The sequence below is a fragment of the Paraburkholderia sp. ZP32-5 genome, assembly GCF_021390495.1.
Lineage (GTDB): Bacteria > Pseudomonadota > Gammaproteobacteria > Burkholderiales > Burkholderiaceae > Paraburkholderia.
This window is the reverse complement of sequence record NZ_JAJEJP010000003.1, coordinates 476,775-489,914: the sequence shown is the minus strand read 5'-3', so window position 1 is coordinate 489,914 and position 13,140 is coordinate 476,775. Positions and strand designations below refer to the sequence as shown.

At 64.1% G+C, this 13,140-nt stretch carries 12 protein-coding genes; 8 read left to right on the top strand and 4 right to left on the bottom strand.

Going from position 1 to position 13,140, the window contains the following annotated elements; all coding sequences use genetic code 11:
* The first annotated feature begins 69 nt into the window (after nt 1-69).
* Nucleotides 70-525, top strand: coding sequence for a MaoC family dehydratase (locus tag L0U82_RS34695; RefSeq protein WP_206000243.1), 456 nt, complete (start codon nt 70-72; stop codon nt 523-525).
* Between the two features lie 99 nt (nt 526-624).
* Nucleotides 625-1,683: a LacI family DNA-binding transcriptional regulator gene (locus L0U82_RS34690; protein WP_233838154.1), complete on the top strand. Its 1,059-nt coding sequence runs from the start codon at nt 625-627 to the stop codon at nt 1,681-1,683.
* Between the two features lie 15 nt (nt 1,684-1,698).
* Here L0U82_RS34690 and L0U82_RS34685 read toward each other — a convergent pair whose 3' ends face one another.
* Complete coding sequence (locus tag L0U82_RS34685) at nt 1,699-2,601, bottom strand: aldo/keto reductase (protein WP_233838153.1); 903 nt, start codon at nt 2,599-2,601, stop codon at nt 1,699-1,701.
* Nucleotides 2,602-2,806: 205 nt separating this feature from the next.
* Here L0U82_RS34685 and L0U82_RS34680 point away from each other — a divergent pair, with 205 nt between their 5' ends.
* The 3 genes from L0U82_RS34680 to L0U82_RS34670 all read left to right on the top strand — a co-directional run bounded on the left by L0U82_RS34680 (nt 2,807) and on the right by L0U82_RS34670 (nt 6,439).
* Entirely contained in the window at nt 2,807-4,063 is a 1,257-nt protein-coding gene (locus L0U82_RS34680) for an MFS transporter (protein WP_233838152.1), read from the top strand.
* A 503-nt stretch (nt 4,064-4,566) separates the two neighbouring features.
* Nucleotides 4,567-5,859, top strand: a complete 1,293-nt coding sequence (locus L0U82_RS34675; protein WP_233838151.1) for an MFS transporter — start codon at nt 4,567-4,569, stop codon at nt 5,857-5,859.
* Nucleotides 5,860-6,037: 178 nt separating this feature from the next.
* Nucleotides 6,038-6,439: a GFA family protein gene (locus L0U82_RS34670; protein ID WP_233838150.1), complete on the top strand. Its 402-nt coding sequence runs from the start codon at nt 6,038-6,040 to the stop codon at nt 6,437-6,439.
* A 29-nt stretch (nt 6,440-6,468) separates the two neighbouring features.
* On the opposite strand, the gene L0U82_RS34665 is transcribed toward L0U82_RS34670, so the two are convergent.
* Nucleotides 6,469-7,431, bottom strand: coding sequence for a LysR family transcriptional regulator (locus L0U82_RS34665; RefSeq protein WP_233838149.1), 963 nt, complete (start codon nt 7,429-7,431; stop codon nt 6,469-6,471).
* Nucleotides 7,432-7,613: 182 nt separating this feature from the next.
* Here L0U82_RS34665 and L0U82_RS34660 point away from each other — a divergent pair, with 182 nt between their 5' ends.
* From L0U82_RS34660 to L0U82_RS34650, 3 genes are all read left to right on the top strand, one after another.
* Complete coding sequence (locus L0U82_RS34660) at nt 7,614-8,393, top strand: aspartate/glutamate racemase family protein (protein WP_233838148.1); 780 nt, start codon at nt 7,614-7,616, stop codon at nt 8,391-8,393.
* A 40-nt stretch (nt 8,394-8,433) separates the two neighbouring features.
* Complete coding sequence (locus tag L0U82_RS34655) at nt 8,434-9,462, top strand: D-cysteine desulfhydrase (protein WP_267929920.1); 1,029 nt, start codon at nt 8,434-8,436, stop codon at nt 9,460-9,462.
* A 143-nt stretch (nt 9,463-9,605) separates the two neighbouring features.
* Nucleotides 9,606-10,907: a dicarboxylate/amino acid:cation symporter gene (locus L0U82_RS34650; protein WP_233838147.1), complete on the top strand. Its 1,302-nt coding sequence runs from the start codon at nt 9,606-9,608 to the stop codon at nt 10,905-10,907.
* Nucleotides 10,908-11,109: 202 nt separating this feature from the next.
* Here L0U82_RS34650 and L0U82_RS34645 read toward each other — a convergent pair whose 3' ends face one another.
* Together L0U82_RS34645 and L0U82_RS34640 are read right to left on the bottom strand one after the other, a co-directional pair.
* Nucleotides 11,110-11,526: an organic hydroperoxide resistance protein gene (locus tag L0U82_RS34645; RefSeq protein ID WP_233838146.1), complete on the bottom strand. Its 417-nt coding sequence runs from the start codon at nt 11,524-11,526 to the stop codon at nt 11,110-11,112.
* A 285-nt stretch (nt 11,527-11,811) separates the two neighbouring features.
* Nucleotides 11,812-13,116: a cation:proton antiporter domain-containing protein gene (locus tag L0U82_RS34640; RefSeq protein WP_233839317.1), complete on the bottom strand. Its 1,305-nt coding sequence runs from the start codon at nt 13,114-13,116 to the stop codon at nt 11,812-11,814.
* Nucleotides 13,117-13,140: the final 24 nt, after the last annotated feature.

The window sequence follows — 13,140 nt, the reverse complement described above, 5'->3', positions numbered from 1 at the left end:
GCCGAGGCCGACCATCCCGCGGGTTTCGCGATCGCGCACCCATCCCAGCGGCTTTACAGGAGCAATCAAATGGCAATCACAGGTGTTGAAATCGGCGATGAATACCGGTTCGCGAAGACGGTCGGCGAAACCGACGTGACGTTGTTCGCGGGCCTGACGGGCGATTTCAGCGATACGCACATCAACGAGCAGTACATGCAGGAGAAGTCCGCGATCGGACGGCGCATCGCGCACGGCGCGCTGCTGGTCGGCTATATGTCGACGGCGTCGACCATCAGCATCGCGCACATCATCCACCGGACCGATCTGGATGAATTCCCGGTGTCGGCCGGCTACGACCGCATCCGCTTCATCAAGCCGGTGCTGCTCGGCGACACGGTGACCGTCATCTACCGGGTCGCCGAAATCGATGAAGAGAAGCGCCGCAGCACGGCCGACATGGAAGTCATCAACCAGCACGGCGAAGTCGTCGCGGCCGGGCGTCACCTGATGAAGTGGGCGAAAAAGCTGTCGAACAAAAGCTAGCGGCGCTTCAGCGCGAGCGCTATCCGGATTCCGGCGCCGTTATAATCCGGAAAAACTGCGCACACGAACCGGCCACGCATGGCGAAGACGAAAACGACAATGGAAGACACTGCCGGCGGCAGAAAGCCGCGCGCGGCGAGCGTCACCCTGCGTGACGTGGCGAAATTCGCCGGCGTGTCTTCGGCCACCGTGTCGCGGATGATGAACGCGCCGGAACTCGTCTCGGACGAACTGCGGGCGCGCATCACCGCCGCGATCAATCACCTCGGATGGGTGCCGCACGCCGCCGCGCGCGCGCTGGCCACCCAACGCACCGGCACGATCGGCGCGGTGTTTCCGACCGTCTCGAACGAGCACTTCGCGACCGCGATCCAGGAGTTGCAGGACGTGCTGGAATCGGCGGGCTATACATTGCTGCTCGGCTGCACGCAATACGACGCGAGGCGCGAACTCAATCAGGTCCGCACGATGCTGGAGCGTGGCGTCGACGCGGTGGTGCTCGTCGGCGAATCGCATCACCCGGACCTTTATCCGTTGCTTGCGCAACGCAACGTGCCGTTCGTCAATACGTTCACCTTTCATCCGCAAAGCGAGCATCTGTGCGTGGGCGTGGACAACCACAAGGCGTTCTTCGATTTCACGACTTACCTTCTTGGTCTTGGACATCGACGGTTCGCGATGCTGTCGCAGACGGCGGATTCGAACGACCGCGCCTTCGATCGCCGCGAGGGCGTGCGCGATGCGCTCGCCGAACATGGGCTCGGCATTTCGGCGGCTCATATGGTCGAGGGATTCTGGGGCGTGCGCGTGGGCCGCGAACTGTTCTCACGTGTGATGAGCACGCCGCAGCCGCCTACTGTGATCATCTGCGGCAATGGCTCGTTTGCGATCGGCGCGATGCTCGAAGCCATGCAGGCGGGCTACGAGATACCTAAGCAGTTGAGCCTCGTCGGCTTCGACGACTTCGAGGTGATGTCCGAACTGCCGATTCCGATTACCACCGTCAGCGTGCCGAGCGCGCAGATCGGCCGCAACGCCGCGCAGATGATCCTCGCGGAACTTGCCGGCAAAGAGCGCGCGCAAAGCATCGAGTGCGAAGCAGAAATCATCATTCGCGCGTCGTCCGGGCCGCCGCCGCGAGGCAAAGGTTCGCGGTAGTTCACCTGCGGTAGTTCAACGAACCGGCTGGCCGCGCGCGGCTTCGAGAATCGCGTACCAGTCCGGTCTGCTCAATTCGATCCGAAGTCCGTCCACCGCTGCCTGCACCGATTCGAGCCGCCGACTTCCCGAAACGACATACGGCGCGCCGGGCAGCCGCGCTACCCACGCATAGGCGATCGACAGCCAGTTCGCCGCTCCATACTTGGGCTGCAGAGCGGTCATCACGCGACGCACGCGCAGCGCCACGTCATCGTCATTCGCCAACAGGCGGCCGCCACCGAGCGGCGACCAGATCATCGGCGACACGTTCGCTTGCGACAAGACGGCGAACATATCGCCGTCCAGCGCCGCCAGTTCGAAAGGAGAGAACTCGATCTGATTGGTGGCGAGCGGCACCTTCGCGTGCAGCAACTCGAATTGCCGCGCGGAAAAATTCGACACACCGAACGCGCGAATCTTCCCTTGCGCAACCAGCGCGTCAGCGGTGAGCGCGATATCGTCGATGCTCGCCAATGAATCGGGCCGATGAATCAGGAACAGATCCAGATAATCGGTCTTCAGGCGCCGCAACGATTGCTCGACGGCCTCGCGCAGATAGCCTGAGTCAGTGTCGTAGTACTTGATCGGCGCACCGTCAGCCGAAGCCGTCGCGAACCTGATCCCCGCCTTACTGACGAGCTGAATCCCGGCGCGCAGCGAGGGCTTCAACGCCAATGCTTCGCCGAACGCGGCTTCGACCGCGCCACGACCATAGACCTCCGCATGATCGAACGTGGTCACGCCACGCTCGATGCAACCCTCGACAAAGCCCAACAACTCGTTGGCAGACATCCTCCAGTCGGGCAGACGCCACAAGCCGGCGACGACCCTCGACATGCCCAGTGCCGACAACGCATGCATGTTATCCGGCTCCATATATGTAATCGGTTTCACAAATAGATAAGCACCCACTCGACAGCACGAATTCTCGGATAAATCCGGCCAATCATCAATACGTTAGGTGTATTCCCTGGACTTCATGCATCCACATTGCACACCATCATGAGACCGGTTACATTGCAAACTTCAATGACCATTTATTCAGCCGGTGGAGACAGACAGCATGCAATCGGAAGCCATCTTGTCACGGACCTCAGCCAAGCCGTGGTACCGGGAAATCACAGCGTCGCAGTGGCGCGTTCTTCTGGCTGCATGGGGCGTGTGGGTCAACGATGCACTGGATTTCCTCGCAATCACCTTCGTGCTGCGCGACATCGCGCACGCGTTCGGCGTTTCGCTCGATACCGCGTCGCTACTCCTTCTCGCGACCTATGGCGTGCGCTGGATCGGCGGTCTGTTTTTCGGCGGTCTGAGCGACCGGATCGGCCGCAAGATCCCGCTGCTGATCACGCTGGCATGGTTCACCGCCGGCGCGGTCGCCACCGGCCTGTCGTGGAATTTCATGTCGCTGGCGGTGTTCCGCCTGCTGCTGGGTTTCGGCATGGCACCGGGCTTCTCGCTCGGCGCGGCGATGGTCGCGGAGTCGTGGCCTGAACGGTATCGCGCAATCGGTATTGGCATTCTCGATACGGGCTGGGGCGTCGGCGCAATCGGCGCGGCTCTCGCGTATGAGTTCGTCTACCCGTCGTTCGGATGGCGCGGCATGTTCTTCGTCGGCCTCGCACCCGCGTTGGTGCTCGCGCTTTTCATCATCTTCTTCGTGCCCGAATCGGCGGCGTGGAAAGAAAAGCGCGCGATGTCGACCACTGAAGGCAGCAAAAATCCAGTGTCCCAGCTATTCAGCCGCTACCCAGGACGCGTCGCCTATCTCGCGCTGCTGATGTTCGTGCTGTGCTTCGGTTCGTGGCCTTTCCAGGCCTTGCTGCCGACCTACCTGCGCTCGCTCGAACTTCCCGCCGCCTTCGTCAGCTCCGTTGCGATGGCGTCGGCCGTGGGCCAGATATTCGGCTTTATCGCGTCCGGCTTCATTGCCGAACGGCTCGGCAGGCGCCTCGCCATTTCGCTGATGATCGGCGTGGGCGCGATCTGCGTCGCGGGCGTGGTCGCGGCTGCACAGACGATCGCCATCGCGCTCGTGTGCGCATTCCTGAGCGGCTTCTTTCTAGTCGGCTCTTCCGGCATATGGGGCACGATATTGACGGAGAATCTGCCGCGCGACGTTCGTGCATCCGGTGTCGGCTTTCTTTATAACTTCGGCGTGATCGGCGGCGGTGTCGCGCCGTTTATCGTGCTGTCGACGATGCATCGGCTTTCGCTGTCGATGGCGATCGGCATCGTGTTGTTCACGGTTGGCGCGGCGATTCTGGGCATGGTGTTGCTTCGCTTCGCGCGCGAAACGAAGGGCGTCGATCTGGCGCAACTCGATCAGCAGGGCTAGGTACGCAACACGAGCCCGATACGAAGCCGGCACGAGCCCAACGCGGCTCGGGCACAATCATCGAACCACGGGCGCCTGCGTCGCAGGTGTGAAGGTCCGCATCACTCGCCAGCGTAGGGTCGGAAGATCGCCCGACACAGTGATGCGGACATAGCAGCCGGCGTAACGTCCGGTCGCCCGTGGCATTCCAATAGACGGCCGCTGAAATCAGCGGCCGTATTCGTTTTCAATGCGCTAAAGCTGAAGCGAAGCCCAAACGATTCGCGCAAGTACGCACTGCGCGAATTTCGTCCTTTTCTGCAGACGAAAGTCGCTTCACCACTGCGGCGCAAGCCACCCAACCTGACGCACGGAACAACGCGGAACACGACGAAACAGGTCTCACGCGCACTCATGCGCTTTGCGTATAACATCGGGTAGCCGCGGCAAACACGATCGCGAGCACAACCCGCCGCGCACGGCGTACAACGCGCCGGCGCGGCACATGAGGTGGAGAGAGACAGTTGAAGCAGGATATCAATCGATGGTGGACCGTCGTCGGCGGTGCCATGTGTCTGTCGGTCGGCGCGGGCGTGATTTCCGCGTTCATGTTCGGCACGTTTATCAAAACGATCGCGGCGGAAAACGGTTGGAGCCGCGCACAGGTGTCGCTCGGTCTGACCATCTTCGAGTTTGCGATGGGACCCGGCACCATCGTCCTCGGCTCGCTGATCGACCGTTGGGGCGTGCGGCGTCCCACTCTGTTCTTCCTCGCGATGTTCGCACTGTCGATCGCGCTCGTCGCCGTGATTCCGGTTTCGCTGCCGCTGTTCTGTCTGGTGTTCGTGATGGTCGGCCTGTTCGCGCCGGGCAGTAATGCGCTGCCGTACGCGAAGGTGGTCTGCGCGCGCTTCGATCGGCGTCGCGGTCTCGCGCTCGGATTGACCGTGGGCGGCACCGCGATCGGCGCGATGCTGATGCCGCAATACGCGGGTTTTCTGCTGCGTCATTTCGGCTGGCGCACCGGCTACCTCGGTGTCGCGGCGATGATGGCCGCGATCTCGATTCCCGCGCTCTATCTGCTGGTACGCATGCCGTCCGGCACCGACGAAGCGATCGCGCGGCGCACCCGCCAGGCCGCCGACAAACTGCCTTCGTTGTGGACCATCTTCCGCCACGACCGCACGTTCCGGCTGCTGGGCATCTCGATCTTCTGCATGTCGGGCGTGCTGCTCGCGCTGCTGTCGCAACTCGTGCCGATGATGACCGATCGCGGCGAAACCGTGCGCGCCGCCGCGAGCATGCTGTCGATCGCGGGTTTGTCGTCGGCGGTTGGGCGGCTGTTTGCCGGCTATCTGATGGACCGTATTCACGCGCCCTATGTCGCGGCGATGTCGTTCACGCTGACGCTGTGCGGCGTGCTGATTCTCGCCGCCGGCGCAACGGGGCACGCGGCGATGGTCGCGGCCGCGCTGTTTGGCGTCAGCATCGGCGCGGAGGCAGACATCATCACGTTCATCGTCAGCCGCTACTTCGACCTGCGGCTGTTCGGCCGCGTGTGCGGCGGTATGTGGGCATGCTGGGGCTGGGGCGCGGGCATCATGATCTTTCTGTCGGGCCTGTGCTACGACCTGCTGCATTCGTATCACGCGGCGTTGTGGGTGTTCGCCGCGCTCGCGCTGGTGTCGATCGTGTCGATCCGCCGGCTCGGGCCGTATGCGTATCCGGAGCAGCGCAGTCCGCGCGATTCGGCGCAGCGGGCGCAGGGTGGCAATGCGATGGCGGCTGCCAGCGAAGTCCGTTACGAAGCGGGCTGATTGTTTGCCGGCGGTGTGAAGCGCGAGTTCGCTATCATGCATGCGCCGCTGCGTGCTGAAGGTGCCCAAGATGCCTATAAGCCAGCAAGCACGCGGCGAAGCAACGCGTCCTGCCGCCACGCAACAGACCACCCAACCGACCACGCAGCAGGCCACCCAACAGTCGAAAGGATCAGCAATGAAAGTCGAAGGAAGTTGTCACTGCGGTGCGATTGCCTATGAAGCGACAGTCGATCCGCAACGCGCGGGGCTCTGCCACTGCACCGATTGCCAGACGTTCTCCAGCGCGCCGTATCGCGCCAGCGTTCCAGCCAGCGCCGACGCGTTTCACTTGTTGAGAGGCGAACCGAAGCGCTATGTGAAAACCGGCGATTCGGGCGCGAAACGCGTGCAGGCATTCTGCGCCGATTGCGGCACGCCGATCTATACGTGTGCGCCGGACCATCCCACCCAGTTCAATCTGCGGCTCGGCACGATCCGGCAGCGCGCGCTGATCCCGCCATTGCGGCAGATATGGTGCGACTCGGCGTTGCCGTGGTCGTCGAATATCGAAGGGTTACCGAAGTCCGAGCGAGGCTGATCGCAAATGCGGCTGATGTCGAATGCCGCTCACGCGCTCCGCACCTGTTCCTTTTCCTGTTGTGCACGGGCCGCCTTCACGCGCGGCTCCGCGCTCACCGCGTCGTTCCAGATACGCAAAGCCGGCTCATGCGCGGCTGCGCCCGACGCCGTCGGCCAGCAGAGCAGGATCGATAGCGGCGCGGTCAGCGACGCATCGCCGACGATCTGCAGCGTGCCCGCGCGCAGTTCACCCCCGATCATCGACTCCGGCAGCCACGCCACTCCCTCGCCGAGCAGCGCCTCGGCCTTCAACGCTTCGACGAGCGCGCATTCGTAGCGCAGCACGGCCGGTGCATAAGACTCCATCTGCGCATGCAGCATGCTCGCGATGCGGCCGAGAAACGAATTGCGCGGATAACCGAGCAACGGCGTCACCGCGCGCGTGCCGGCGACAAGATCGAATCGCACGTGCCCTTGCGCGTCGCGCGCCGACACCGGCACCAGCCTGTCGCGCCCAACCTGCACGCCGCGCACGCCGTGCGCGTCCAGCCCGTGCGGCACCGCGTCATGGCAATAGCACAGCAGAAACTGACAGGCACCGCCGAGCAGCAGCTCGACGCATTCGTCGAAATCGGCGGTCACCACCGTGGCCGTGAGTTCGCCCTGTTGCGACTGACTCTTCCACCAGTTCGGAAAGAACGACACCGCGAGCGAGTGCGGCATCGAGAAGCTCACCGCCTGGCCGTTCGTGCCGAACTCCGCGCGGGCCTCGCGGCGGCTGCGATAAAGATCGGCGACGATCTGCTCGGCGAGCGGCAGGAAATGATCGCCGGCCGGCGTCAGCACCACCGGATAGGTACTGCGATCGACGAGCGGCACGCCGTACCAGGCTTCGAGCGCTTTCACACGACGGCTCAAGGCCGGCTGCGTCGCGTGACGCTCACGCGCGGCCTGCGAAAAATTGCGCAGCTTCGCAACTGAAAGGAAGTCCTCCAGCCACTTGAACTCCATGTCCGTTCTCCATGCATGACAGGCAAGCGGCCCAAACTATTCCGCTGCCGCATAGTTTCGGCCCAAAACGGCATTGGCGCAGCAAACTCTTAAAAACTAACATGGGTCGACGTCGCGAAGACGGCCGCGGAATCGGGCCACCAAACCGGGCCGCGCAACACAAAACAGGACGGGAGACAGCAATGAGCGAACAGGCAGCAATCGCCGCCGGCGATGAACTCGTCATCGGCGTGCTGGGCGGCATGGGCCCGCAGGCGAGCGCCGATTTTCTCGCCAAGCTGGTGGCCGCCACGCCGGTGCAGCGCGAGCAGGACCATTTGCGCGTGCTGCTCGATTCCAACCCGAAAGTCCCCGACCGCAATCGCGCGATCGCCGCCGGCGCAACCGGCGACAACGGCGCCTCGGCTACTGACGGCCCCGGTCCCGTGCTTGCCGCGATGGCGCGTGGTCTCGAACAAGCCGGCGCCAATCTGCTGGTGATGGCCTGCAACACCGCGCATGCGTTCGAAGCCGACATCCGCGCGGCGATTAGCGTGCCGTTCGTCAGCATGATCGAAGAAGCCTGCGATGCATGCGCGCGCGGCTTGCCCGGCCTGCGACGCGTCGGCGTGCTGGCCGCGCAAGGCTGTCTCGATGCCGGCCTCTATCAGCGCGCGCTCGCGCGACGCGGCTACGAGGCGCTGCTGCTCGCCGCGCCGCAACAGGCGCACTTCATGCAGCTGCTTTACCGCATCAAGCTCGGCGATCTGTCGAGCGAGCTGCGCGCGGAGATGCGCACGCTCGCGATGAACCTGATCGACGCCGGCGCCGACGCATTGGTGGCCGGCTGCACCGAAGTCCCGCTGGTGCTGGACCCCGCCGACCTCCCCCAACCGCTCGTCGATGCAACCGCCAATCTCGCGCAGCGCTGCGTGCGCTACGCCCGCCGTCTCGAAGCACTGCCGGCGGATGCGCTTCGTTGAATGCACCTCTTTCTATCAACCGCTGAACCCAGGACCCATCATGCATCTCTCCCGCTTTCCCCGTATCCCGCTCGGCCACCTCGATACGCCGCTGGAACCGTTGCCGCGCCTGTCAGCGTTGCTCGGCGGCCCGACGCTCTATATCAAGCGCGATGACTGCACCGGCCTCGCTACCGGCGGCAACAAGACCCGCAAGCTCGAATTTCTGATGGCCGACGCGCAGCGCCAGGGCGCCGATACCGTGATCACGCAAGGCGCGACGCAATCGAATCACGCGCGCCAGACGGCCGCCGCCGCCGCGCGGCTCGGCATGAAGTCGATCGTGCTGCTGGAGGACCGCACCGGCAGCCGCGACAACGCCTACCTGTATTCGGGCAATGTGTTTCTCGAACGTCTGATGGGCGCGCCGACGCGCACCTATGCGGGTGGCACCGACATGAACGAAGCGATGCGCGCGGTGGCCGACGAAGTTCGCGCGGCCGGCGGCAAGCCCTACGTGATTCCCGGCGGCGGCTCCAATGCGCTCGGCGCGCTCGGCTATGTGAACTGCGCGCTGGAAATTCTCGAACAGGCGAACCGTAGACAACTAAGAGTGCATCGTGTGGTGCACGCAACCGGCAGCGCCGGCACCCAGGCCGGCCTCGTAGCCGGCTTCGAAGGCACGCACAGCGGCATCGACGTGCTCGGCATCGGCGTGCGCGCCGCGCGCGAGCAGCAGGAAGCGAACGTGTTCAAGCTCGCGAGCGAAACGGCCGAGCTTCTCGGCATGCCCGGCGTCGTGAAGCGCGAGCGCGTGATGGCCAATTGCGATTACGTCGGCGACGGCTACGGCAAGCCGACCGCCGGCATGGTCGAAGCGGTGACGCTGCTCGCGCGCACCGAGGGCATCCTGCTCGACCCGGTCTATTCGGGCAAGGGCATGGCCGGTCTGATCGATCTGATCCGCAAAGGCCAATTCTCGCGCGACGAAAACATCGTGTTCGTGCACACCGGCGGCAGCGCCGCGCTGTTCGGTTACATGGACGCGTTCGCGGCCGGGCTGCCGCCTGCTACCGATACGCGGGGCTGAGTGGAGACCTGGGACCCGCGGGTCCCAGCGGGCTCCGCGCTCAGCCAGAGCAGTCGCGCATAAGTCGCGCATAAGTCGAGCATAAGTCGGGCATCAGAGGTCATTCGGTCATACGGCCGCCGCCGCGCGGCAAAGGAGCAGCCATGAAGCAGAATCGACTTGGCCTCGCCATTCTGATCGGCATGCTGGCCGGCATCGTCACCGGCTACCTGTGCCATCAGTACGCGGCGCCCGCTACCATCAAGACGATTGCCGCGCAGTTCTCGCTGATTACCGATATCTTCCTGCGCCTGATCAAGATGGTGATCGCGCCGCTGGTGCTCACCGGTCTGATCGCCGGGCTCGCGGCGCTCGGCAATGCGCGTACCGTCGGACGCATCGGATTGAAGGCGCTCGGCTGGTTCTTCTGCGCGTCGCTGGTGTCGCTGACGATCGGCCTCGTGCTCGCCAATCTGTTCGATCTCGGCCACACGATGCAACTGCCGATGCCGCCCAATGCGGCGGATGTCAGCACGTCGGCATTCAACCTGCGCAACTTCGTCGCGCATATCGTGCCGAGCAGCGTTTTTGCATCGCTGGCTTCCAACGAGATTCTGCCGATCGTCGTCTTCGCGGTGTTTTTCGGCATCGCGGCGGGCACGCTGAAAGACCGGCTGCCGCCGGCGCTACTCGCGTCGATCGACGGGCTGTTCGCGATCATGCTGAAGGTCACGTCGTACGTGATGTGGTTCGCGCCGGTCGGCGTGTTCGGCGCGATCGCCGCGGTGATCACGGTGCAGGGGCTCGGCATGCTGGTGACCTACGGCAAGTTCATCGGCGCGGTCTACTTCGGCATGATGGTGCTATGGGGCGTGCTGTTGCTGGCCGGCTACGGCGTGCTCGGCAAGTCGATATTCGCGCTGATGCGGCTGATTCGCGAACCGATGGTGATCGCGTTCTGCACCGCCAGCAGCGAGGCCGCGTATCCGAAAACGATCGAGCAGTTGACGCGCTTCGGCGTCAAGCCGGGCATCAGCAATTTCGTGCTGCCGCTCGCGTATTCGTTCAACCTCGACGGCTCGATGATGTACCAGGCGTTCGCCGCGCTGTTCGTCGCGCAGGCGTACAACATTCATTTGTCGTTCGGTCAGCAGTTCCTGATGCTCGCGGTGATGATGTTGACCAGCAAGGGAGTGGCCGGTGTGCCGCGCGCGGCGATCGTCGTCATCGCGGCGTCGCTGCCGATGTTCGGCCTGCCGGCCGAGGGCGTGGTGCTGCTGCTCGCTATCGATCAGTTCATCGACATGGGCCGGACCACTACCAATGTGGTCGGCAATAGCGTTGCGGCCGCGGTACTCGCGCGTTGGGAGAATGCGCTGGCGCCGTGGACTGGGCGCGCTTATCCGTTGAACGACGAGCTTGTGGTGGTCGCGCAGGCGCCTGAGCCGCTGCATCATCCGGGGTAGGCTGCGCGGGTGGCGATCGCTGATATCGCGACAATTGCCGCGATATCGAGCGGCTTGTCGCTTGGTTTGCTTCGACGTGCAGCCGCACACTTGCGGCAACGCTTCACGCTTGCCACGGAAGGGCCGACGAATCCGTCGGCCAGCCGAAACATCGATCCGGCTATCTTCCGCTTAGCGTTTCAGCGTGCCGCTTCACCATCGCTCAAACCAGCGACGTCTGCACATCCACATTGCCGCGCAACGCCTTCGAATACGGGCAGGTCTGATGCGCGCGCTCGATCAGCGCCAGCCCGACATCGCGCGGCAGACCCGGCAGATTCACGCTTAGACGTGCCTGAAGGAAATAGGCGCCATCGGTCGTGCCCAGATCGATTTCGGCATCGACACTGGTATCAGCCGGCAACGACACATGCGATGCGCGCGCGGCCAAACCCAACGCGCCGATAAAGCACGCGGACCAGCCCGCGCCGAGCAGTTGCTCGGGATTGGTCCCAGCGCCCGCGGAACCCGGCGACGACAATTTGACATCGAGGCGGCCGTCCGAGCTGCGCGCGGCGCCATCGCGGCCGCCGGTCGTGTGTGTCTTGCCGGTGTACAGCACGTTTTCGATTCGGGACATGGTGGTTCGCTCCTGTTGATTGGGTAGTGCGCGGGCGACGTGTGCTGAGTGACATACGCAGCCCGCCTTCAGATTGAAAAATCCGGGGTCGAGTCCGGCGCTGGGAATCCAGCGTGGTTGGTATCGCGGCGCGGGCTCGACTTGCGGTGAACGTATTGAAACGCCCGCGCGTATCCGGCATGTGTCTGGCGATGCCGTTTTGGTAAGCGCGCGTATCAGCGCGGCCGGCAGATACAGTGCGATACAAAGTACAAAGCGGAGATCGGCCGGACTCGGCTACACAGCTCAGCGACGCCGATCGAAGTACCGCCGCAACAGATAGTTGGCGGTCGAACCATGCAGCAGCACGGACAACACGATCGCATCCAGAACCGCGGGCAGCAGCGGCGTCATCGCGCCGCGCGCGTGCTGCAGGCCGAACATCAGGTAGTAGAACGCGCCGACGCCGCGAATGCCCATCCATCCGAGCAGATGACGCTGGCTGCTGTCGACGCGCGCGCCGAACATCGCGACCACGACGGACACCGGCCGCGCGACGAAGAACAGAAACATCGCCGGCAATACCGCGCGCACGTCGAGCATGTCGCGCCAATGCGCGGACACGACGCAGCCGATGATCAGCATCAGCGACAACTCCGCGATCCGTTCCATTTCGAGCGTAAAGCCCATCATCGATTCGGCGAGATACGCGTGCGCCTTTTCCGGATCTTTCGCCACCTCGCGACGTTCGCCGCGTTCGACATCTTCGAGGACTTCCACCGGGTTCTTGTCGCCGGTCGCGCGCAATTCCTCGCGACGCAGCGCGACGCCCGCGACGAACACCGCGACGAATGCGTACGCATGGACCAGCAACGCGGCACCATAGGAGGTCGACATCAGGCCGAGCGCGAGAAAGCCGTCGAGGCCGAGCGCTTCGCCATGACGGGTGCGCAGAAAGAAAATCGCGCGCGCGAAGACGATTGCGAATACGCCGCCGATCACGAGCGCGCTCGCGATGCCCCAGACGACCGAGCCGGCAAATTGCGCGGCGCCGCCGGAGCCCGGCATATCCGCGCCCGCCAGCGCGAGGCCGAGCAGCGCAAACGGATAGGCGGCGCCGTCGTTCATGCCGCCTTCGCCGGATAGCGCAAAGCGCAGCGGCTCGTCATCGCCCGCCTCGGTGACGCGCAGTTCGTTCGCGAGCACCGGATCGGTCGGCGCGAGCGCGGCCGCGAGAAATAGCGCGGCGCCGTCCGCGCGGCCCGTCAGCAGCGCGGTGAAGCCGAACATCAACGCGACGGTGACGAGCATCGCCGGACCGCCGAGCCGCAACGGCAATAGCCACAGCGGATTGCTCAGCCGCACGCGCAGATGCATGCCGATCGAAAACAGCGACACGACCAGCCCGGCTTCCGCGAGCGCGGCCAGCAACGCGGTATTGCCGACCAGATCGACGCCGACGAGACCGAACACGGCCGGACCGATCGCGATGCCGACGAGCAGATAAATCATCGCGCCGGTCAGCGGCAAACGGCGAATCGGCCCGCGCGCGACGGCCATGAAGGTCAGCAGCGCGCCAATCAACAGGTACCAGATCCATTCGTCGTTCATGGCGGGCATTTACGCGCGCACGGG

Bases quoted from the DNA above. Each gene is read 5' to 3' on its own strand.
- L0U82_RS34645 (WP_233838146.1), bottom strand. From the start codon at position 11,526: ATGTCCCGAATCGAAAACGTGCTGTACACCGGCAAGACACACACGACC.
- L0U82_RS34665 (WP_233838149.1), bottom strand. From the start codon at position 7,431: ATGGAGTTCAAGTGGCTGGAGGACTTCCTTTCAGTTGCGAAGCTGCGC.
- L0U82_RS34685 (WP_233838153.1), bottom strand. From the start codon at position 2,601: ATGGAGCCGGATAACATGCATGCGTTGTCGGCACTGGGCATGTCGAGG.
- L0U82_RS34655 (WP_267929920.1), top strand. From the start codon at position 8,434: ATGCATCTCTCCCGCTTTCCCCGTATCCCGCTCGGCCACCTCGATACG.
- L0U82_RS34660 (WP_233838148.1), top strand. From the start codon at position 7,614: ATGAGCGAACAGGCAGCAATCGCCGCCGGCGATGAACTCGTCATCGGC.
- L0U82_RS34670 (WP_233838150.1), top strand. From the start codon at position 6,038: ATGAAAGTCGAAGGAAGTTGTCACTGCGGTGCGATTGCCTATGAAGCG.
- L0U82_RS34690 (WP_233838154.1), top strand. From the start codon at position 625: ATGGAAGACACTGCCGGCGGCAGAAAGCCGCGCGCGGCGAGCGTCACC.
- L0U82_RS34695 (WP_206000243.1), top strand. From the start codon at position 70: ATGGCAATCACAGGTGTTGAAATCGGCGATGAATACCGGTTCGCGAAG.
- L0U82_RS34640 (WP_233839317.1), bottom strand. From the start codon at position 13,116: ATGAACGACGAATGGATCTGGTACCTGTTGATTGGCGCGCTGCTGACC.
- L0U82_RS34650 (WP_233838147.1), top strand. From the start codon at position 9,606: ATGAAGCAGAATCGACTTGGCCTCGCCATTCTGATCGGCATGCTGGCC.